Origin of the sequence: Catenulispora sp. MAP12-49, from assembly GCF_041262705.1 — a bacterium.
Taxonomy (GTDB): domain Bacteria; phylum Actinomycetota; class Actinomycetes; order Streptomycetales; family Catenulisporaceae; genus Catenulispora.
Genome location: NZ_JBGCCP010000057.1, coordinates 1 through 19441, shown reverse-complemented (window position 1 = coordinate 19441; position 19441 = coordinate 1). Strand labels below are relative to the sequence as shown.

The 19441-nt window shown below is 68.1% G+C and carries 13 protein-coding genes and 2 pseudogenes; 11 read left to right on the top strand and 4 right to left on the bottom strand.

Annotated elements, in window-relative coordinates; genetic code table 11:
* The first annotated feature begins 565 nt into the window (after positions 1 to 565).
* Both ABIA35_RS46705 and ABIA35_RS46700 read left to right on the top strand, forming a co-directional pair.
* Positions 566 to 2383, top strand: a complete 1818-nt coding sequence (locus ABIA35_RS46705; RefSeq protein WP_370362300.1) for a ricin-type beta-trefoil lectin domain protein — start codon at positions 566 to 568, stop codon at positions 2381 to 2383.
* A 253-nt stretch (positions 2384 to 2636) separates the two neighbouring features.
* The gene (locus tag ABIA35_RS46700; RefSeq protein ID WP_370343281.1) at positions 2637 to 6227 is read left to right on the top strand and encodes a glycoside hydrolase family 3 C-terminal domain-containing protein; all 3591 of its coding nucleotides are present in this window, start codon (positions 2637 to 2639) and stop codon (positions 6225 to 6227) included.
* A 105-nt stretch (positions 6228 to 6332) separates the two neighbouring features.
* Here ABIA35_RS46700 and ABIA35_RS46695 read toward each other — a convergent pair whose 3' ends face one another.
* The gene (locus ABIA35_RS46695) at positions 6333 to 6740 is read right to left on the bottom strand and encodes an aldehyde dehydrogenase family protein (RefSeq protein WP_370343280.1); all 408 of its coding nucleotides are present in this window, start codon (positions 6738 to 6740) and stop codon (positions 6333 to 6335) included.
* Positions 6741 to 6765: 25 nt separating this feature from the next.
* A pseudogene (locus ABIA35_RS46690) lies at positions 6766 to 7056 on the bottom strand (M24 family metallopeptidase); the annotation flags it as partial.
* A gap of 142 nt (positions 7057 to 7198) precedes the next feature.
* Between ABIA35_RS46690 and ABIA35_RS46685 the strand changes: the two are divergent.
* Positions 7199 to 7465: a helix-turn-helix transcriptional regulator gene (locus ABIA35_RS46685; protein ID WP_370343426.1), complete on the top strand. Its 267-nt coding sequence runs from the start codon at positions 7199 to 7201 to the stop codon at positions 7463 to 7465.
* Between the two features lie 88 nt (positions 7466 to 7553).
* On the opposite strand, the gene ABIA35_RS46680 is transcribed toward ABIA35_RS46685, so the two are convergent.
* Positions 7554 to 8588, bottom strand: a complete 1035-nt coding sequence (locus tag ABIA35_RS46680; RefSeq protein WP_370362299.1) for an ROK family protein — start codon at positions 8586 to 8588, stop codon at positions 7554 to 7556.
* A gap of 318 nt (positions 8589 to 8906) precedes the next feature.
* On the opposite strand from ABIA35_RS46680, the gene ABIA35_RS46675 reads away from it, so the two are divergent.
* From ABIA35_RS46675 to ABIA35_RS46640, 8 genes and pseudogenes are all read left to right on the top strand, one after another.
* Positions 8907 to 12314, top strand: a complete 3408-nt coding sequence (locus tag ABIA35_RS46675; RefSeq protein WP_370362298.1) for a glycoside hydrolase family 3 C-terminal domain-containing protein — start codon at positions 8907 to 8909, stop codon at positions 12312 to 12314.
* A gap of 433 nt (positions 12315 to 12747) precedes the next feature.
* On the top strand, positions 12748 to 12975 hold the full coding sequence (locus ABIA35_RS46670; RefSeq protein ID WP_370343276.1) for a DUF5999 family protein: 228 nt from the start codon (positions 12748 to 12750) through the stop codon (positions 12973 to 12975).
* A 14-nt stretch (positions 12976 to 12989) separates the two neighbouring features.
* Positions 12990 to 13631 (top strand): GGDEF domain-containing protein, encoded by a 642-nt coding sequence (locus ABIA35_RS46665; protein ID WP_370362297.1) that lies wholly within the window; start codon positions 12990 to 12992, stop codon positions 13629 to 13631.
* A gap of 154 nt (positions 13632 to 13785) precedes the next feature.
* Positions 13786 to 14019, top strand: a complete 234-nt coding sequence (locus ABIA35_RS46660; protein WP_370343274.1) for a hypothetical protein — start codon at positions 13786 to 13788, stop codon at positions 14017 to 14019.
* 161 nt (positions 14020 to 14180) lie between these two features.
* Entirely contained in the window at positions 14181 to 14555 is a 375-nt protein-coding gene (locus ABIA35_RS46655; RefSeq protein ID WP_370362296.1) for a transposase, read from the top strand.
* A 487-nt stretch (positions 14556 to 15042) separates the two neighbouring features.
* Positions 15043 to 16074 (top strand): annotated as a pseudogene (locus ABIA35_RS46650) (recombinase RecQ); the annotation flags it as partial.
* A gap of 234 nt (positions 16075 to 16308) precedes the next feature.
* Complete coding sequence (locus ABIA35_RS46645; protein WP_370362295.1) at positions 16309 to 16644, top strand: hypothetical protein; 336 nt, start codon at positions 16309 to 16311, stop codon at positions 16642 to 16644.
* A 135-nt stretch (positions 16645 to 16779) separates the two neighbouring features.
* Entirely contained in the window at positions 16780 to 18813 is a 2034-nt protein-coding gene (locus tag ABIA35_RS46640) for an AAA family ATPase (RefSeq protein ID WP_370362294.1), read from the top strand.
* Here ABIA35_RS46640 and ABIA35_RS46635 read toward each other — a convergent pair.
* Entirely contained in the window at positions 18767 to 19327 is a 561-nt protein-coding gene (locus tag ABIA35_RS46635) for a hypothetical protein (RefSeq protein ID WP_370362293.1), read from the bottom strand. The two genes, ABIA35_RS46640 and ABIA35_RS46635, sit on opposite strands and share 47 nt — an antisense overlap.
* Positions 19328 to 19441: the final 114 nt, after the last annotated feature.

Below are 19441 nucleotides of genomic sequence, written 5' to 3'. Positions count from 1 at the left end.
CCGACGGCGACGTGTTGTCGCCGACGTCCGCTCGGCTGACTGCTCTGGCTTGCGTCGATTATCTCGCCGCACTGAATTGTCAGCGGCCCGCGCTATTGCTGTTCGGTGCCGGGGCGCCGCACGCCGCGGCGTCCATCAGCGTATTGCGCGTCGGGTTTCTTACCTCCAGTGCCAGGCGCGACTGGCCGACGTGAAGGCGTTCTTCAGTGGCTGGTCATCGCGTCGCGGAATAGATTTTCGCAGTTTTCTGTGACTATCGCCCGCTCGGCGGATCTTCACAAGCAACGGCGCTTTCCGCTGCGCGGAATTTATGCCAGGCCATCTATTCGGGGTATTGACAGCACTGCTTCCCAGGTGTTTCATCCCGGTTACCAAATCTCTTGTTGAGGCCAACAACAAACCGGCCACCGGCAGCTATCCCGCCCTCGGGTCGCGGCTCGTCGACAGCGCCCCGAACCTCACCTCCCGCACACCCACCCCTGGGTCCCCATGGAAAGGCCGCACTATGGAAAGCAGATCGACCCGTCTCCGGCGCAGACCTCGTGGTCGGCTCCAGAGCACGGCGATGGCCGCTGTGTTGGTGCTCTCCAGTGCGGGCGTCGCGTTGACGCAGGCCACGACGTCGTTCGCGGACACGGGCGTGAACGTCTGGCTCACCACCGCCGACCAGGCGGACAAGCTGACCCCGCAGAGCCCGATCGCCTTCGGAGTCGGTGGTTCCGGCGACGTCATCACGGTCAACCCGGACGCCACCTACCAGTCGATCGTCGGGTTCGGCGGCTCGCTCACCGACGCGTCCGCGTACAACATCTGGAACTCCCCGTCCCGCGACGCCATCATGGACAACCTGTTCGGTTCGGGCCCCGACGGGATCTCGTTGAGCTTCCTGCGCCAGCCCGTCGGGACCTCGGACTTCTCCCGCTCGTTCTACAGCCTGGACGATGTGGGCCCGGGCTCGAGCGACCCGGCCCTGTCCCAGTTCTCCATCGCCAAGGACCAGGCCTACATCATCCCGCTGCTGCAGCAGGCGCGCTCGCTGAACCCCCAGCTGACGTTCATGGGCACCCCTTGGAGCGCACCGGCCTGGATGAAGACCAACGCCAGCATGCTCGGCACCAAGGACGCGGCTCTGCAACCGGGAGACGAAGCCGTCTACGCCCAGTACCTGACGAAGTTCGCGCAGGCCTACCAAGCCCAGGGCATCCCGATCAGCTACCTGAGCGTCGCCAACGAACCGGCGTGGCCCCCGTTGACCTACCCGGGCATGCTGATGACCCCGCAGCAGCAGAGCACCGTCATCAACGACCTCGCCCCCGACCTGGCCGCCGCCGGCCAGAACACGAAGCTCCTGGCCTGGGACGACAACTGGGACGACATCACCGGCGTCTACCCCGACCAGAGCTATCCCAAGCAGGTCCTGGCCGCCACCGGCGCGAACACCGCCGGCGTGGCCTGGCACGGCTACGACACCCACGACCCGAACGCCCAAACGGCCGTCCACGACGCGTATCCGGGCACGGACGTACTGGAAACCGAACACTCGTGGACCAGTGGCACGGACTGGCCCGGTGAGATCACCGGCCAGGGCAGCGACACCGCGATCGACGCCCTGCGCAACTGGTCGCGCACAGTCTCCTTCTGGAACATCGCGCTCGACGCCAACGGCGGCCCGAAGACCGACGGCGGCCCGACGATCGACAACGGCTGCGGGTGCACCGCCCCGGTGACCACCGACGGCGCCAACGTGACCTACAACGCCGAGTACTACGTCCTCGGGCACTTCTCCAAGTTCGTCAAGCCCGGCGCACTGCGCATCGACTCCAACGTCGTCGGCTCGGTCAACAACGTGGCGTTCGAGAACCCCGACCACTCCATCGCCCTGATCGCCGACAACACCGGCTCCAGCGCGCAGACCTTCCAGGTCTCCTACAAGGGCTCCTCCTTCGGCTACACGCTGCCCGCCGGCGCCATGGCCACCTTCACCTGGCCCGGCGGCGCGACCCGGTTCGGCACCATCACCGGCCACCAGGGCCTGTGCCTGGACGTCCAGGGCGCCAACCCCGCCGACACCACGCCGGTGCAGGTCTACACCTGCAACGGCACCACCGCGCAGACCTGGACCGTCGAGCCCTCCGACAACACCGTCCACGCCCTGGGCAAGTGCCTGGACGTCCAGGGCGGCGCCACCGCGAACGGCACCCCGGTCCAGCTCTACACCTGCAACGGCACCGGCGCCCAGACCTGGGTACCGCAAGGCGACGGCTCCCTGTACAACCCCCAGTCCGGCCGGTGCCTAGACGACACCGGCGGGGGCGCAAGCACCACCCGCACCCAGATCTTCGACTGCTGGCACAACGACAACCAGCGGTGGAACCTGCCGTAGCCGACGCAGGCGCTGAGCCGCCTCGGATCAGCGCCTGCGAGTTCTCATCTGCCTGATGGTGGCCCCGGCATCGCCGCGCGCCCTGCGGCTTTCGCGGATCCAGGACCACCACCGAGCCCCAAACGGGCAGTCCGTCCCGGTTCAACCCGAATCCACCCAATCCCTGGGAAGTCCAATGCACAAGTCTCGAACGCAAGCAAAGAGACGCGCCGCGGCCCTCGCTGTCCTCGCCCTGGCTGCCGGTGGCGCCGGTGTGCTCAGTACCGGCGCCGAGACCGCGAGCGCCGGCACCGCCTCGGCGAGCGGCATCAGCGCCGCGTGTCCATGGGTGCACTCCAGTGCGCCGATCCCGCAGCGCGTCAGCCAGCTGCTGTCGCGGATGACGATCGATCAGGAGATCGCGGTGATGGCCGGGACCGGCGGAACAAGATACCCCGGTTCCACACCGGCGATCGGCTCGCTGTGCATACCCGCGATGAACCTGAACGACGGCCCCGCCGGCGTGGGCGACGACTGGGGGATGACGGGCGCGACCCAGCTTCCGGCACCGGTGGATATCGCCGCCACCTGGGACACCGGCGCCGAGCAGACCTACGGCCAGGTCATCGGCGCCGAGCAGGCCGCCAAGGGTGCGACGGTCGAGCTCGGGCCGACCATCAACATCGTGCGGGACCCGCGCTGGGGCCGCGCCTTCGAAACCGTCGGCGAGGACCCCTACCTCAACGGGCAGATGGGCGCGGCCAACATCCGCGGCGTGCAGTCCACCGGAGTGATGGCCCAGCTCAAGCACCTGGCCGCCTACAACCAGGAAACCTACCGCAACAAATCCCCCGACAACGCGATCATCAGCGACCAGGCGCTGCAGGAGATCTACCTGCCCGCCTTCCAGACCGCGGTGCAGCAGGGCGCACCCTCCTCGGTGATGTGCTCCTACAACTGGATCAACAACACCCCTGCCTGCCAGAACACGCAGCTTCTGGATTCCGTGCTGCGCAAGCAGTTCGGCTTCACCGGCTTCATCACCTCCGACTGGGACGGGGGCCTGGTCGACGACAACAACAACCTGTATCAGCCGTACGTCCAGAACGCGGCGAACGCGGGCCTGGATCAGGACATGCCGCCCACCAGCCATTACAATGACGCCCTGAAGACGGCGTACGGCAACGGCTCGGTGAGCAAGTCCACGATCGACAACGCCGTCTCGCTGATCCTGACCCAGATGTTCGCCTTCGGCCAATTCGACCAGGCACCAACCGGATCGCCCGCGCAACCGGCCACCAACGCCACCGACCAGAGCGCCGCCACCCAGCTCGCCGCCGAGGGCACGGTGCTGCTCAAGAACAGCGGCAACACGCTCCCGCTGGCAGCGTCCACCAGCTCGATCGCGGTGATCGGCGACGACGCCGGCAGCCACGCCCAAAGCGGCGGCGGCGGTAGCGCCGAGGTCCACGCGGACACCTTGGTGACGCCCTACCAGGGCATCGCCGCCCGCGCTGGCGCGGGCATCAAAACCCAGTACGTGCCGGGCAGCGTCACCGCCGCGCTGCCGACCGTCCCGTCCAGCGCCCTCACCCCATCAGCCGGCAGCGGCAACGGCCTCACCACCACCTTCTACCCGACCACGGACCTGTCCGGGGCCCCGGCCCTCACCCGTACCGACCCGGCCGTGGACTTCGACTGGGGCGGCAACTCCCCCGGACCCGGTATCGCCGGCACCAGCTGGTCGGCCAAGTGGACCGGCACCCTCACCGCACCCACTACCGGCACCTACACGTTCTCGCTCAACAGCGACGACGGCAGCCGGCTGCTCGTCAACGGCCAGACGATCGTGGACAACTGGAGCGACCACGCCTCCACCACCGCGTACGGAACCGTCACACTCACTGCCGGGCAGCCGGTCCCCGTCGAAGTCGACTACTACCAGAACGGCGGTGGATCCAACCTCTCCCTGGGCTGGGAACCGCCCGGCACAGGCCCGATCAATGACGCCGTCACGGCCGCCCGCAACTCCGATGTCCCGGTCGTGTTCGCCAGCACCTTCGAAGCAGAGGGCAGCGACCTGCCCTCCATCGACCTGCCCTGGCGGGAGAACCAGCTCATCTCCGCCGTCGCCGCCGCCAACCCGCACACCATCGTCGTCCTCAACACCGGCTCCGCGGTGACCATGCCGTGGATCAACCAGGTCGCCGGTGTCTTCGAGGCCTGGTACCCCGGCCAGGAGGACGGCAACGCCATCGCCTCCCTGCTGTTCGGCGACACCAACCCCTCCGGCCACCTGCCCGTGACCTTCCCCAAGTCGCTCAGCGACGTGCCGGCGAGCACCACAGCGCAGTGGCCCGGCACCAACAGCACCGTGCAGTACTCCGAGGGCGTCGACGTGGGCTACCGCTGGTATGACGCCAAGAACATCACGCCGCTCTTCCCGTTCGGCTACGGCCAGTCCTACACCAGCTTCTCCTTCAGCAACCTGCACGTCGGCACGCTGCCGCAGGGCGGCGCGGCCACCGTCACCGCCACCGTCACCAACACCGGCGCACGCGCCGGCGCCGACGTCGCCCAGCTCTACCTCACCCAGCCGTCCTCCGCCGGCGAGCCGGTCAGGCAACTGCAGGGCTTCGACCGCGTCGACCTTCAGGCCGGGCAGAGCAAGACCGTCACCTTCGAGCTGACCCAGCGCAACCTGCAGCACTACGACACCACCGACGCCACCCTGACCACCAGCACCGGCGACTACGGCATCTCCGTGGGCGACGCCGCATCGGACGCGAACCTCCCGCTGAAGGGAACGCTGAGCGTCACCCCCACACAGATCGGCCAGCCGCTCGCCCTCACCAACCCCGGCCCCCAGGAAGGCCCGACCGGCACCGCGGTGTCCCTGCAGGCCGCGGCCGCCGACACCACCAGCGGACAGACTCCGGACTTCACCGCCACCGGGCTCCCGGTCGGCACCGTGATCTCCCCCACCGGGCAGATCACCGGCACCCCGACCACCCCCGCAACCAGCACCGTCACCATCACCGCCACCGACTCCGCCGGAGCGCTGGCCACGACCAGCTTCCTGTGGACCGTGGTGCCCGCCGAAGCGGCCGTGGCCACCCCCCTGATCGGCCCCGGCGGCAAGTGCCTCGACCTAGCCGGCGGCAACAACAACGACACCAACAAGGTAGAGGTCTACGACTGCAACGGCACCACCGCCCAGCAGTGGTCCGAGTACTCCGACGGCACCGTCCGCGCGAGCGGCACGTGCCTGGACGTGGCAGGGGCCGGCACCAACGACGGCACCCGAGTGCAGATCTACACCTGCAACGGCAGCGGCGCCCAAATCTGGCAACACCAGGCGAACGGCGCCCTGCTCAACCCCAACTCCGGCAAGTGCCTGACCGACCCGGAGTCCACCGCGACCAACGGCACACAGGTCGTGATCGACCCGTGCACCGGCGCCGCGAACCAGTCCTGGGTATCACCGATCCACACGATCACCGGGGTCGGCAGCGGCCGCTGCGTCGACATCCCCGCAGCCGACACCACCGGCTCCCCGCAACTGCAGCTCTACGACTGCAACAGCACCGCGGCGCAGACCTGGTCCCAGCCCGGCGACGGCACCATCCGCTCCCTGGGCGAGTGCCTGGACGTGGCCGGAGCCTCCAGCAACAACAACACCCCGGTAGACATCTCCACCTGCAACGGCACAGCCGCCCAGCAATGGACCTACAACCCGACCACCCACCAGCTGACAGCCTTCGGCAAGTGCCTCGACGCCACCAGCTTGGGCACGAACAACGGCACCAAACTGCAGCTCTTCGACTGCTACGGCACATCCAACCAGCAATGGAATCTGCCCTAGCCGACACCCAGATCAGCCAGGGCAGCCCACGAAGCGGCCCGACAGCTGAGTGAGAGATACCGCCCGGTCCCAGCGACCGGGCGGTTCTGGCGTGGCTTGTTCCCTTCAGCCCGGCGCGCGGACTCGCGACCATCTCGCCTCGCCCAAACCCCAGCGGAAGAACTCCGCGGCGTAGGCGACCTCGCCGCGGGCGTCGGCGAGCGCCTTTCCGTTCTCCAGCACGATGAGCCGGGCCAGCGCCTCGGACCGCGCGACCATCAACTCGTACGCCCGGCGCAGGACGTCGCTGCGGTGCCGGGGACTGGCCGCCGCCCAACTCGGCATCGCCTGCTCGGCGGCGTCGACCGCGACGAGAGCCGTGTCCACGGTGCCGGCGGCGATGTCGACCAGGACCTCCTCGGTCGCCGGGTCCACGACGCTGATCGTGCCGTCCCCGTCGATCGTCTGCCCGCCGGCGATCGGTCCACGGGGGATGGTGCCCAAAATGCTTTCGACGTCCTCGAAGGGACTCATGGTTCTCCTTGGCAGCCGGGGCTGTTCAGTAGGGGTTGGCGACGAAGAGGTCCTGCGCCGGGAAGAGGGTGAGCACTCGCGGACCGTCGGCGGTCACGACGACTTCCTCTTCGATCCGGGCGGCGGAGAACCCGTCGTCGGCCGGGCAGTAGGTCTCCAGCGCGAACACCATGCCCTCTTGCAGTTCCACCGGCTCCTTCATGCTGTTCAGCCGGGAGATGATCGGGCGCTCGTGCAGTCCCAGGCCGAGGCCGTGGCCGAACTGCAGGCCGAAGGCAGCGAGTTCGTCGTCGAATCCGAAGTCCTGGGCCTTGGGCCGGACCCCCCTACCAGGGCGCCCACGCGATGGAACACGCCGCCACCGCCCACCGGCACGACCGCCCTCTGCTCGCAGCAGATGAGCTCAACCGTGCCATCGAGATCTTCACACGGCTCGGCGCCACCGCCGACACAGGCCGCTGCCAACGGACCCAACGCGAACTCGGCCTGGCCCGGCTGGACCCCGCGGCCGCCGCGGCTACGGCACCGAACTGTCTCCTCGTGAGATCGAAGTCGCCCGCCTGCTCGCCGACTCCGCCGCGAACCAGGACATCGCCGACGCGCTCGGCCTGTCACCGCGCACCGTCGAACGCCACGTCACCAACGTGCTCAAGAAACTCCACACCACCCGCAGGCAACTCCAGAGGACCGGGTACCACGGCCAGGCACAGAACCGGGACGGGTAGCAAGCGGCGTCACACGCCGACAGGGATGACCATCGCCCATCGCAGTGCTCGTAATCCGGTTTGGTACAGGCCGAGCGCGGCGTTCTGGTCAGAGGTGATAGGTGGCGTGCTGGGCGGCGAGTGCGATCGCGCCGAGCAGTTCGGCGCGCCGGCCGTTCGCGGCGGGGCGCACGGTCACCGTTTCGGAGACTGCGGGCTGGGCGTAGCGGTCGATCGAGTCGCGCAGTCCGTCGACGACGGCCGCGCCGTACTCGCCCAGGTCGCCGCCGAGGATGACGGCGGCGGGGTTGAGGCAGTTGCACAGGTCTGCGACGACGCGGCCGATGGTGCGGCCGGCCTCGGTCAGGATGCGCCGGGCGACCGGGTCTTCGGCGGCGACGGCGGGATCGACCAGTGCCGGCCGCAACCGGTGAAGTTCGGCGCGCACGATCTCGATCGAAACGGCGGTCTCCAGACAACCGCGGTTGCCGCACCGGCACCATTGGGCGCCGCCCGGAATCTGGGTGTGCCCGATCTCGCCGGCGATGCCCGACGCCCCGCGGTAGGGCTGTCCGTTGAGCACGATGCTCGCGCCGATGCCGTGCGAGGCCTTGACGTAGATGAAATCGCCCGCATCGCGGCCGGCGCCGTAGTGCAGCTCGCCCAGGGCACCGAGATTGGCGTCGTTGTCTATGGCCACCGGATGGCCGATGCGGCGTTCCAGCTCCACGGCCGGGGACAGGTCGACCCAATCGGCCAGGATCGTGGGCGAGCGCACCTTGCGCTGAGCCCCGTTGTCCAGCGGGCCTGGGATGCCGGCCGCCGCGGCCAGCACCGCGCCTCGTTCGACGCCGGCGTCGGCGAGCACCCAGGCGATCAGGTTCGCGCACCGGTCCATGGCCTGCGCGGCGTGCGCATCGACGTCGAGCTCCGCGCTGCGCTCGGCGCGAATGCCGCCGGCCATGTCGGCGGCGGCGACCCGAAGGTGGTTGTGCCCGAAGTCGATCGCGAGCAGGACGCCGTCTGGCAGCACTGGCGCGAGCACCAGCGAGGGCCGGCCGCTGCCGGATCCAGGGCCTTTGGCGGCACCGGCGCGCTCGACGATACGGCCACTGTCGATCAACTCGGCGACCAGATTCGACACGGCGCTTCGCGACAGCTGCGTTTGGATCGAGACCTCGGCGCGGGTGATAGTCCCACGCTCCCGCACAAGATCGAAGACACGCCTGAGGTTCGCATCCCTCGTAGTCACCCCCGCAGCATAGACAGCACATCTGGTATTAATCCATGGCCCGCCACAAAAAATCTTCTGCGATGTGCGCCGAGCCCACGTCCACCAGCACTTCGCCTCGCTTCTTTAATCTAGATCGGGATTAAAACACCGATCCATTGACATGATTGGTGCGGCGCGAGAAAGATTCCAGAAACTTCCACCGTTGGCCGCCTACCGCAGGAGCCCCTCATGAGTACGGTGAGATCGTTTCTACGCGCCTTCGCTCCGCTCGTCCTCGTCGGCGCGGCGCTGACCGTCCCGTCCCCCACCACCGTCGCCCACGCCGCCACCCCGTCCTGTCCCTGGATCGGCTCGACCGCGCCGGTCGACACCCGCGCCGCCCAGGTGCTGGCCCAGATGAGCCTCGACGAGAAGATCGCCATGGTGCACGGAGCCGGCGGCTCCGTCTACACCGGCTACATCCCCGGCGACAGCAGGCTGTGCATCCCCGCGCTGAAGATGCAGGACGGACCGGTCGGCGTCCGCATGGACAACACCACACAGCTCCCGGCAGCCGCCGATCTGGCCGCGTCGTTCGACCCGTCGCTGGCCACGTCCTACGGCGCCGTGATCGGCGCCGAGGACAAGACCAAGGGCTCCGAGGTCGACCTCGGCCCGACCATCAACATCGTGCGCGATCCACGGTGGGGCCGCGCATTCGAGTCCTACAGCGAGGACCCGTACCTCACCGGGCAGATCGCCGCCGGCGACATCAACGGCATCCAGTCCCAGGGCGTCATGGCACAGGTCAAGCACTGGGCCGTGTACAACCAGGAGACCAACCGCAACACCCCCGCCGACAACGCCGTCATCGACGACCGCACGGTCCACGAGATCTACACCGCCGCGTTCGGCGCGGCGGTCGCCCAATCGCAGCCCTCGTCGGTGATGTGCTCCTACAGCAGCGTCAACGGCGTCTACGCCTGCGAGAACGCGTACCTGAACACCATCCTCAAGGACGACTTCGGCTTCTCCGGGTTCATCACCTCCGACTGGGGCGCCACGCACTCCACGGTGGCGTCGGCCAACGCCGGCATGGACATGCAGATGCCGGACGACTCCTACTTCGGCGCCGCGCTCAAGCAGGCCGTGCAGTTCAACCAGGTTCCGCAAAGCCGGCTGGACGACATGGTCACCCGCATCCTGCGCGAGGTATTCCGCTTCGGCCTGTTCGACCACCCGCTGCCGAACACCCCCGACGCGAACGCCTCCACCCCCGCGCACCTGGCCACCGCCCAGCAGGCCAGCGAAGACGGCACCGTGCTGCTCAAGAACGACGGCGGCATCCTGCCGCTGAACGCCGGCAAGCTGCACTCGATCGCAGTGATCGGCGACGACACGCTGACCGCGGGCGGAGGCAGCGGCACGGTCGCGGGCACCGGCACCATCACCCCGTACGCCGGGATCAAGGCTCGCGCCGGCTCGGGGATCGACGTCGAATACTCCCCCGGCGGCCAACTCGGCGGCCAGCTGCCGGCTGTCGACAGCCAGTACCTCACCCCGTCCAGCGGAACCGGGCACGGCCTGTCAGGCGCCTACTACAACAACATGACGCTGTCCGGCACCCCGGTGGCCACCCGGACCGACGCGCAGGTCGCATTCAACTGGTCCGGCACCTCCCCGGTGGCCGGGCTCGGCGCCACGAGCTACTCCGCGAAGTGGACCGGCACGCTCACCCCACCGACGACCGGCACCTACACCTTTGGCCTGACCAGCGACGACGGCAGCCGGCTGATCATCAACGGCCAACAGGTCATCGACAACTGGCGCGACCAGGCAGCCAACACCGAGACCGCGCAGGTGCCGCTGACCGCGGGACAGCCGGTCCAGGTCGAGGTCGACTACTACCAGAACGGCGGCGACGCCTCAGTCAACCTCGGTTGGCTGGCCCCGGGCCAGACGCCCACCAGCCAGGCAGCGGCACTCGCCGCCCGCTCCGACGTGGCGATCGTGTACGCCAGCGACCCCGAGTCCGAAGGCGGAGACCTGGCGAACATCGACCTGCCCGGCTCGCAGAACCAACTGATCAGCGCGGTGGCCGCGGCCAACCCGAACACCATCGTCGTGCTGAACACCGGCAGCGCGGTCACCATGCCATGGCTGAACCAGGTCAAAGGCGTCTTCGAAGCCTGGTACCCGGGCCAGCAGGCCGGCAAGGCCATCGCGGCGCTGCTGTTCGGCGACGCCGACCCCTCCGGCAAGCTTCCGGTGACCTTCCCGACCTCCCTCGCGCAGGTACCGGCCTCCACACCCGCACAGTGGCCCGGCACCAACGGCACGGTTCAGTACTCCGAAGGCCTGGACGTCGGCTACCGCTGGTACGACACCAAGGACCTGACACCGCTGTTCCCGTTCGGATACGGCCAGTCCTACACGACCTTCGCCTTCAGCAACCTGCACCTCTCGGCACCCACCCTCACCGAGAACGGCCACCTGCGGGCCACCGCGAACGTCACCAACACCGGAACCCGAGCTGGCGCCGAAGTTGCCCAGCTGTACCTGACCGACCCCGCCTCCACCGGCGAGCCGAGCAGCCAGCTGAGGGGATTCCAGAAGGTTCAACTCGCCCCCGGACAGACCAAGCAGGTGCATTTCGACCTGACCGCCCAGGACGCCTCCTACTGGAACACCCCCGCACAGGCGTGGGCGCTCGGCACCGGCAGCTACACCGTGCGCGTCGGCGACTCCTCGCGCAGCCTGCCGCTGAGCGGCACGTTCGCGGTCACCACCACCACCGGCCCGCGCTCCACAAGCGTCACCGCACCGAAGGTGACTTCGGCAGGTGACACCTTGTCGGTGTCCACCACGTTCACCAACGGCGCCACCCAGCCGGTGCGACAGGCGAAAACCACCCTGACCGCTCCGGCCGGCTGGACGGCCAAGGCCACGACCGCCAATACCTTCCCGGTCGTCGCACCCGGGCAGACGGTCACGACCAGCTGGTCGGTCACCGTACCGAGCACGGCGCACGGCGGCTCGGCAACGCTGTCCGCAGCGACCGCCTACGCCGGCCCCGGAACCCATGAGCCGGGAACAGCCACGGTCAACGTGGCATACGCAAACCTCGCCGCCACCTACGACACCGTCGGCGTCAGCGACGACAGCAACCCGGCGGCAGGCAACCTCGACGGCTCCGGATACAGCTTCTCCGCACAGGCCCTCGCCTCAGCCGGCGTGGCTCCGGGAGCGAGCATCGCAGGTTTCACCTGGCCGGACATCCCAGCCGGGCAGCCGGACGCGGTCAGCACGAACGGCCAGATCGTCGCCCTGAGCGGATCCGGTTCAAGCCTGTCGTTCCTCGGCACCGGCACCTTCGGCACCCAAAGCGGCACAGTCACCGTCACCTACACCGACGGCACCACCACCTCGGCGCCGATCACCGTCGCCGACTGGTACTCCGACGCTGCCGTCCCCGGGTGCACACTCGCGGCCACCGCGCCGTACTGGAACCGCCCGGCCGGAAGCGGGCTCCCCGCAGATCACCAGGTGAGCCTGTACGCGACATCCGTGCCGCTGTCGACGGGAAAGCAGCTCGCCTACGTGACACTGCCAAGCAACACGCAGATCCACATCTTCGCAACAGCACTTGCCGGATAGTGGCCATCTGACCAGCAAGAACACCTCCCCCACCGCGGTCCGGCAGACGCGCTGCGGTGGGGGAGGTGGCTTCTGGCCGGGTGTTCTTCGCGCTGTTGGCCGTGCGCCTATCGCGCGCAGGCTCGGTGAGACGACCAGGCCTGGTGTGACCGTTCGTGCTGTTGCCCCGGTGATTGATTCGGCCGATATTGGTGTACAGCACGCCTTCAAGGGGCCGTTGAAATCTTCGCCGTCTTCAGGCGTCGGTACGGCAGAGCGAGGCGGTCATCGAAATGGCGTGAAGACTCGCCTGCGAGACTACCTATTCTTCCCCCACCATTCCCGCGGAAGCGGTCCGTTTCGTTATCGAAACTGCTTGTCCAGAGCCTGGTCAGAAGTGGATTTGTGAGATCACCTGGAGACAGGGGATCCACCCGCACCACAGGAGCACCCCATGATGACCTTCGCTTTGGCGACCGTCCCGGCGGAAACCACCGACTTCAAGCACAGAACCTCTCCTATATCTCCCTGCGGCGCCGCCGACTGCGCCGCCCTCGTCGTCGACCATCTCGCCGAGCAGGGGTGGGGGAAGCTGTCGGACGGCACGATCGTCTGGGAGGACGACCACCGCGTGACGCCGGACGACTGCCGGTGCACGGTGCGGAAAGCGGCGCCGCGATGATCGACTCAGCGCTCATGCTGACCGGCGCGGGCACCGGCGCCCTCGGAACCCTCAACCTGTTCCAGCACCGCCGGCTGCACACGGCCCGCCACGACCCGCTGACGGGCCTGCCAGCCCGGCAACTGTGGACGTCCCGGGCCGAACGCGCGATCCGCCGTCCGCGGGGTCTGGTGTTCCTCATCGTCGACGGCGACGGCCTCAAGCAGATCAACGACCGGTACGGGCATGAGGCCGGCGACGCACTGCTGGTCGCGTTCGCACAGCGTCTCAGAGCCTGGGCCGGGGACCGCGGACTGGCCGGCCGACTCGGCGGTGACGAGTTCGCCGCTTTCCTGCGCCTGGGCGAGGGCGCACCCGTCGCAGGCCAGCTCGAGAGGTTGTCTACCGAGCTATCGGCTGCAGTACGTTACCGCGACCGGACTCTCCGAGCCGGAGCATCGATCGGGGCGGTGATCGTCAACCGACTGAGCACGCAGACGTTCTCCGAAGCGATGCGAGCCGCCGACAAGGAGCTGTACCACGCCAAACAAGCCGGACGCGGCAGGTGGCGGCTACCAGAAGGCAACACCAGCGCTTCTCCCGAGGACCCCGTAGCTCGGGAAGCAGGAAGGGTGGGATCCGCGTCGGATGTAGCGATGCCCGTGGCTACTGAATGACCCGGCTTTGGGGTGAGCGCCGGCTGCCGGCCGTGAGAGGGAGTTTTCGATGGCCGACTTTTGCCGGTGCGACAGTACCAGGACCCGTCGCGAGTTTGTCCTGTGGACTCGGCCGACGACGCTCTGACAGCGAGGCTCACCGACACCGAGGCCTGTGGTAATCAGAAACTCGGCCACCTACTATGGCCTCCCGGACAACCCGTGGCAGCAGGTCATCGGGGCCCAGCACGATCTCATCAAGATCGGCCACAACCGCGGTCCAGGCGCCGTCGACATCCTGGTAGTCCTCATCGCCGTACAGCACCGCCCGACCGGGCTGCACCCGGACAACGATTTCGCGGCAATCGCGAAAGTCCGCCCGGCCATCCAGATCCAGCAGCTGGAATAGACCAACGCTGCCACGGCGTCCGCCGGGGTTCTTCCGCTCGTGGCGAGATCGCATCACCCTGAAGTGTCGGGCGAAGGTCCCTCGACCCCTGATGTGATGGCGGTGATGGTCGAGGACCTCCAGAACCTCCCGGTGAAGATCGGCGTGCCGATCCCGACCGCGTGGAACGCCAAAGAAGACCTGATGGACATCCTGGCTCTGATGCACACCGCCCCGAACGGACGACGATCGCGCACCGGCTGTTCCGGTTCTACGAGTCCTGCGCCGCATCCGGCCTGCCGGAACTGGAACGCCGGGCCACCACGGTCAACACCTGGTGGCCCGAGATCGAGGCCGCGATCATCTCGGGCGTCAGCAACGCCGGCTCAGAAGGGATCAACAGATCGATGAAGACCGATGCCCGAGCCGCCTACGGCTACCGCAACCCCGCCAACCAGCGCCTGCGTGCCCGCTGCGCCACCACCCGCCGCGCCCGGGGACACCTCACCACCCACACCAGCGGCCGCCACAGCCAACCCCGACACCCAAGAACCTGACAGCAACAGTCACCTTAGACAGGCGTGATGCGGCATCCTGGACGGCATGGACACACCATCCGGCGAGTTCGTCCGCGTCCTGGACTACGACCTCGACCCCGGACATTCGAAACCCGTCGAGGCGCTGCAGGCTTGACTGCGCGAGCGAGGCATCGAGGAGATGCCCTTCGGCGTCGATGACGTCCTCGTTATCGCCCCCTGCGGACGTGATGCAGAAGGCAACTGGGACCGCACCGTCAAAGTCCACGTCCGCAGCGCAGCACTTCGCCGACTCGGCCTCCCTCCCGACGAGCCGACCTCATCGATCGAACCGCAGACCTGAAGTCCTGCTGTCACGACCAAGTTCGATGAGCCGGCATTGGCCGTCCACCGCCGCCGGGCGCTGGTGGTGCAGCGGACTGGCTGGGGGAAGTCGGCGGTCTACTTTGTGGCGACGGCCCTGCTGCGCGCCCGCGGCGCCGGGCCGACGCTGATCGTGTCGCCGCTCGCCTCGCTGGCCTTCCCGCCGGAGCAGCAGGTCCGCCAAACTCTGGACGCGCTGGCCGCCGCCGGCCGGCCGCTGTCGACCGCGGCCCTGGAGCCGCGGGTCGACCTGCGGCGCTCCCGGCTGGAGACCATGCTCAAGGTCCTGGACGTCGACGGAGCGGTACGACGGGTCAAGGGCGGCTGGGAGTCGACCGGGCAACCTTGGCGCTACGACGGCGAACGATACGCCCGGGTCGCCGCAGCACGCGAGGCCGAGCAGCGCTCGATGATCGAGTACGAGACCACCGACGAATGCCGCATGACCTTCCTGCGCCGCCAGCTCGACGACCCGGCCGTCGAAGGCCCCTGCGGACGCTGCGACAACTGCGCCGGCGCGAAGTTCACCGCGAGCGTCACGGGCGAGGGAGCCGAGGCGGCGCGTGCCGCCCTGGCCAAGCCGGGCGTCGTGATCCAGACCCGCACACTGTGGCCAACCGGTACGGCGGCCCTCGGAATCGAGCTGTCCGGCAAGATCGGTGGCGCTGCGGCCGCCAAGCCGGGCCGCGCCCTCGGCCGCCTGACGGACCTCGGTTGGGGCCTGCGCCTGCGCGATCTGCTCGCCGACGAGGTCCCCGACCAGCCGTTGCCCGCCCCGATGCTGGACGGCATCGTGAAGGTCCTAGCCGCGTGGGGCTGGAGCGAGCGCCCGGTCGCAGTCGTGGCCGTCGGTTCCCGCAGCCGACCGTTCCTTGTCACCGACACCGCGCAGCGAATCGCTGCCATCGGCCGCCTGCCCTACCTCGGCGCTCTCGAACCCGTCAATTCGGGGGAGCATCAGGCGCCGCGCGGCAACAGCGCGCAGCGGCTCCTTCAGGTCCATGACGCTTTCGCGATCAGCGCCGAGCTGGCCGCCGCAGTCGCGGCGGCCGAGGGGCCGGTGTTGCTGGTCGACGACCGCGTCGACACCGGCTGGACCATGACGGTGGCCGCCCGGCTGCTGCGGCAGGCCGGGGCGACAGCGGTACTGCCGTTCGCGCTCGCTTTGCAGGCCTGATCGGCCAAGTACCACTACAGGACGACTACGACGACGCATGCCGCGTCGCACAGAAGAACGAGAAGGCGAACGGCAAGGCGGGTTCGCTGAACTTCTCGTCGCGACAGCTGGCACGCATGTGACACCGCTCGTCGTGCAGGTCTTCTGCGGCGCGTCTTCGCTCGCGTTCGCTGGATGCGGGCGGATGGGCGGCGCGGTGGTTAGTTCCTGGGTTGACGGGTTGGACGCTGATGGGTGCACGAAGCGGCAGGGTCGGTGCCGATGGCGGCAGGCCGCTTCGACCGGGCAGCGAAGGCAGCGACATTGAGAAGCGTGGGAAAGATGTCAGCTCAGTACGGATATATCATCGAGACTTCGCACGGAGACTTCGTCTTCTATACCCCCGTGCATCACGAGGCTCACAATGGGGGACTGCAGGGCTGGTGGAACCAGTTCACACATCACGCCCACGCCGCGGTACGCGAGGGCCTGCAAATCACACAGCAGCTCCTGGACATCGGCGTCAAGTTCATCGCCATTCACGAATATGTGCAGGGGCGACGCGGCAAGAAGGTCGGTAATATGGAGTGACTCGGGCGGGGCGCACTCCGCTGGGAACTGCCATCGAGATGACGCCTGAGCGGCGGCGACAAAAACTCGTCGAAACCGCACGATCTTGCGATCAGAGTGCGAAGATTTTGGTGTCGTGGAACCGAGTCATCCTCAATGCGGGAGATCGTGGTGCCAGTATCGGCCAAGTCATTCAACCGTCCGCGAACCGTGCTGCTGACGGCGCTGCGTGTCGAGTATCTCGCGATGCGGCCTCATTGCAAGATCTTGGAGACTGTCGAACTCGAGTCGGGCACTCGGTATGACGTAGGTGTGCTCCGTGGGACCGGCCAGGAGATCGCGCTGGTATGCGTAGGCCGGGGTAACGTTCGGGCCGGGGTGATCACCGAACGCATCGTCTCCCAGTTCCGCCCTGATCTGCTGACCTGCGTCGGAGTGGCGGGAGCGCTGCACAAAGACCTGCAACTGGGCGATGTCGTCGTGGCCACCCGGGTGGACGCCTACCACGGCGGCACCGCATCGAAGGACTTCCTGGCCCGACCGCAGACTTGGCCGATGCCGTACCGGCTGGAGGAGTTAGCCCGTGCCGTCGAGCTCTCCTGGAGCGGTGCGATCGGCCCGACCGATGCGGCGGGTACGGAGGCGAATGCGAACCCGGACACGAGTGGACAGGCCGGATTCCGTGTGCACTTCCGGCCGATCGCCGCTGGCGAGGTCGTGCTCGACGGCCGTGAGTCGACGCTGTTCGAGCATCTGGTGCTGCACCACAACGACGCCGGGGCGATCGACATGGAGGACGCCGGCATCGTCCACGCCGCGCACCTCAGCGACTTGCCGACTCTCGTCGTGCGCGGCATCAGCGACCGCGCCGACGGACGCAAGACCGACGCCGACGGTGCCGGTTGGCAGCAACGGGCAGCGGCGAACGCGGCTGCTTTCGCCGCCGCCGTGCTGACCGCCCACGGTCCGGTGCGTCGCGCCGTGGGCACAGGCGGCGACATCACATTGACGTCGCCGACCGCACCGGCTGCCGGCGCCTTGCACGGCCGAATCTCGCCGCGGCGGCCCCAGGCCGCCTACATCCGGGACAAGACGATCGGATTCGTCGGCCGGGACTCGGCTTTCGCGGAGATCGAGGCTTTCCTCGACCAGCATCCCAGCGGCCATCTCATCGTCCAGGGAGAGCCGGGAGTCGGGAAGACGGCGTTGCTGGCCGAGGCAGTCGTCCGCAACGACTGGCCGGCGCACTTCAACATCGCGGGCGGCGGCGTCACCACCACCGGTGCGTTCCTGCAAAGCCTGTACGAGCAGCTGTCCGAACGGTACGGCGCGGATCTTCCGGCTCCCGGCCCGGACGCCGACCGAGACGGCGTATACGTCAACAGGCTGATTGAAGAGGTTGCAGGCCGCCTGACCCCCGGTGCGAGACTCGTAATCGTCGTCGATGCGCTTGACGAGCTCGATCGTACGGAGTCCGGCGCCAACCCGCTCTTCCTGCCGACCGCCCTCCCGGGCGGCGTCTACCTCTTGGTAAGCAGGCGCCTGCGCACCGCCGCGCTGCAGCCGGACGGTGCGTGGACCATCGTCGACCTGATGAACCGTCCGGACGAGAGCCGCGCAGACGTGGCAGCCTTCATCCGCAACTCCTTGGCCAAGCCCGAGATGAAGGTCGAGTTCTCCTCCGCGGCAGACGAGGAACAGTTCATCGACCGGCTGCTGGAGCGGAGCGACCTCAACTTCATGTACCTCGTCTACGTCCTCGGCGACATCGAGCGGGGTCTCATGCAGCCGGACGACGTCGACACCCTGCCCGTGGGCCTGACCGGGTACTACGACCGCCACCTTCGACAGATGCTGTCCCGTGACGGCGGAGCCGCGGCCAGCCTGAGGACCATTTACTCACTGTCGGCACTACGCGAGCCGGTGTCCGCCTCCCTGCTGGCGGTTGCGGTGAGGATCACGGAACTCGAAGTGGTCCGATACCTGGCCGACTGGACGCAGTTCCTGCGCCATGGCACTGCCGACGGTCGGTCCACCTACAGCTTCTACCACCAGACCTTCTCGGACTATCTCAATCGGCACGAGACCGTCCGGGCAGCAAGGGTCGATCTCGGCGAGATCAGCTCGCTGGTCGGCCACCGGCTCATCGCCGGGCTGGGTTTGGATCTGGATGTAGACCTGGACGCTTGAGTCTTGGCGACATCACCTGGATAACGTGCACGCCGCCGGACTCCTCGCCCAAGTAGACCGTCCGGCCGTCGTCGGAGACGGCGGCCGCCGTCCAGGGCGAGTCCCCCACGAGGTCGGCGATCGGCCCACGTTCGCCGGCGGTCCACAGCCGTGCCGTGTTGTCTGAGGCGGTGTATGGCAGGCCGAACGTCGCGACCACGATCTCGCCCGAAACGTCCCGCGCGATGGCCGTTGCTCCGCAGGGTGCGTCGGCCAAGACTGTCGCGCTGGCACCGTCGTCGGTCACGGCGACGATCCGTCCGTCCGCAAACCCGATGACAGAGCTGCCGCCGTGCTGCCCGAAGTCGCACGCGGTAACCCTGCCACCGCCTGGCAGCCCCGCGACGAACGGGGTCTGCACGGGTTCGGCTCCGGGACGCCACGACCAGAGCCGCCCTGACTCCGCGAGCCAGCGCACACCGCCGCCGTCGATCGCCACCGCCACCACCGTGTCGTCCTCGTCCGCGGCCGTCATCGCGGTCTGCTGTCGGCGCGCTAGTGCAGCGCCGCATTGATCCTTCGGGGGTCATGCGGCTTTGAGTGGGCTGCCGTCGTAGGTCCAGCGGTAGGGCTTGGCGTCGTGTTCGTC

What these genes read in the sequence shown, in the direction of transcription:
- ABIA35_RS46665 (WP_370362297.1), top strand. Translation starts at nt 12,990, where the DNA reads ATGCTGACCGGCGCGGGCACCGGCGCCCTCGGAACCCTCAACCTGTTC.
- ABIA35_RS46670 (WP_370343276.1), top strand. Translation starts at nt 12,748, where the DNA reads ATGATGACCTTCGCTTTGGCGACCGTCCCGGCGGAAACCACCGACTTC.
- ABIA35_RS46675 (WP_370362298.1), top strand. Translation starts at nt 8,907, where the DNA reads ATGAGTACGGTGAGATCGTTTCTACGCGCCTTCGCTCCGCTCGTCCTC.
- ABIA35_RS46640 (WP_370362294.1), top strand. Translation starts at nt 16,780, where the DNA reads ATGCGGGAGATCGTGGTGCCAGTATCGGCCAAGTCATTCAACCGTCCG.
- ABIA35_RS46635 (WP_370362293.1), bottom strand. Translation starts at nt 19,327, where the DNA reads ATGACGGCCGCGGACGAGGACGACACGGTGGTGGCGGTGGCGATCGAC.
- ABIA35_RS46705 (WP_370362300.1), top strand. Translation starts at nt 566, where the DNA reads ATGGCCGCTGTGTTGGTGCTCTCCAGTGCGGGCGTCGCGTTGACGCAG.
- ABIA35_RS46695 (WP_370343280.1), bottom strand. Translation starts at nt 6,740, where the DNA reads ATGAGTCCCTTCGAGGACGTCGAAAGCATTTTGGGCACCATCCCCCGT.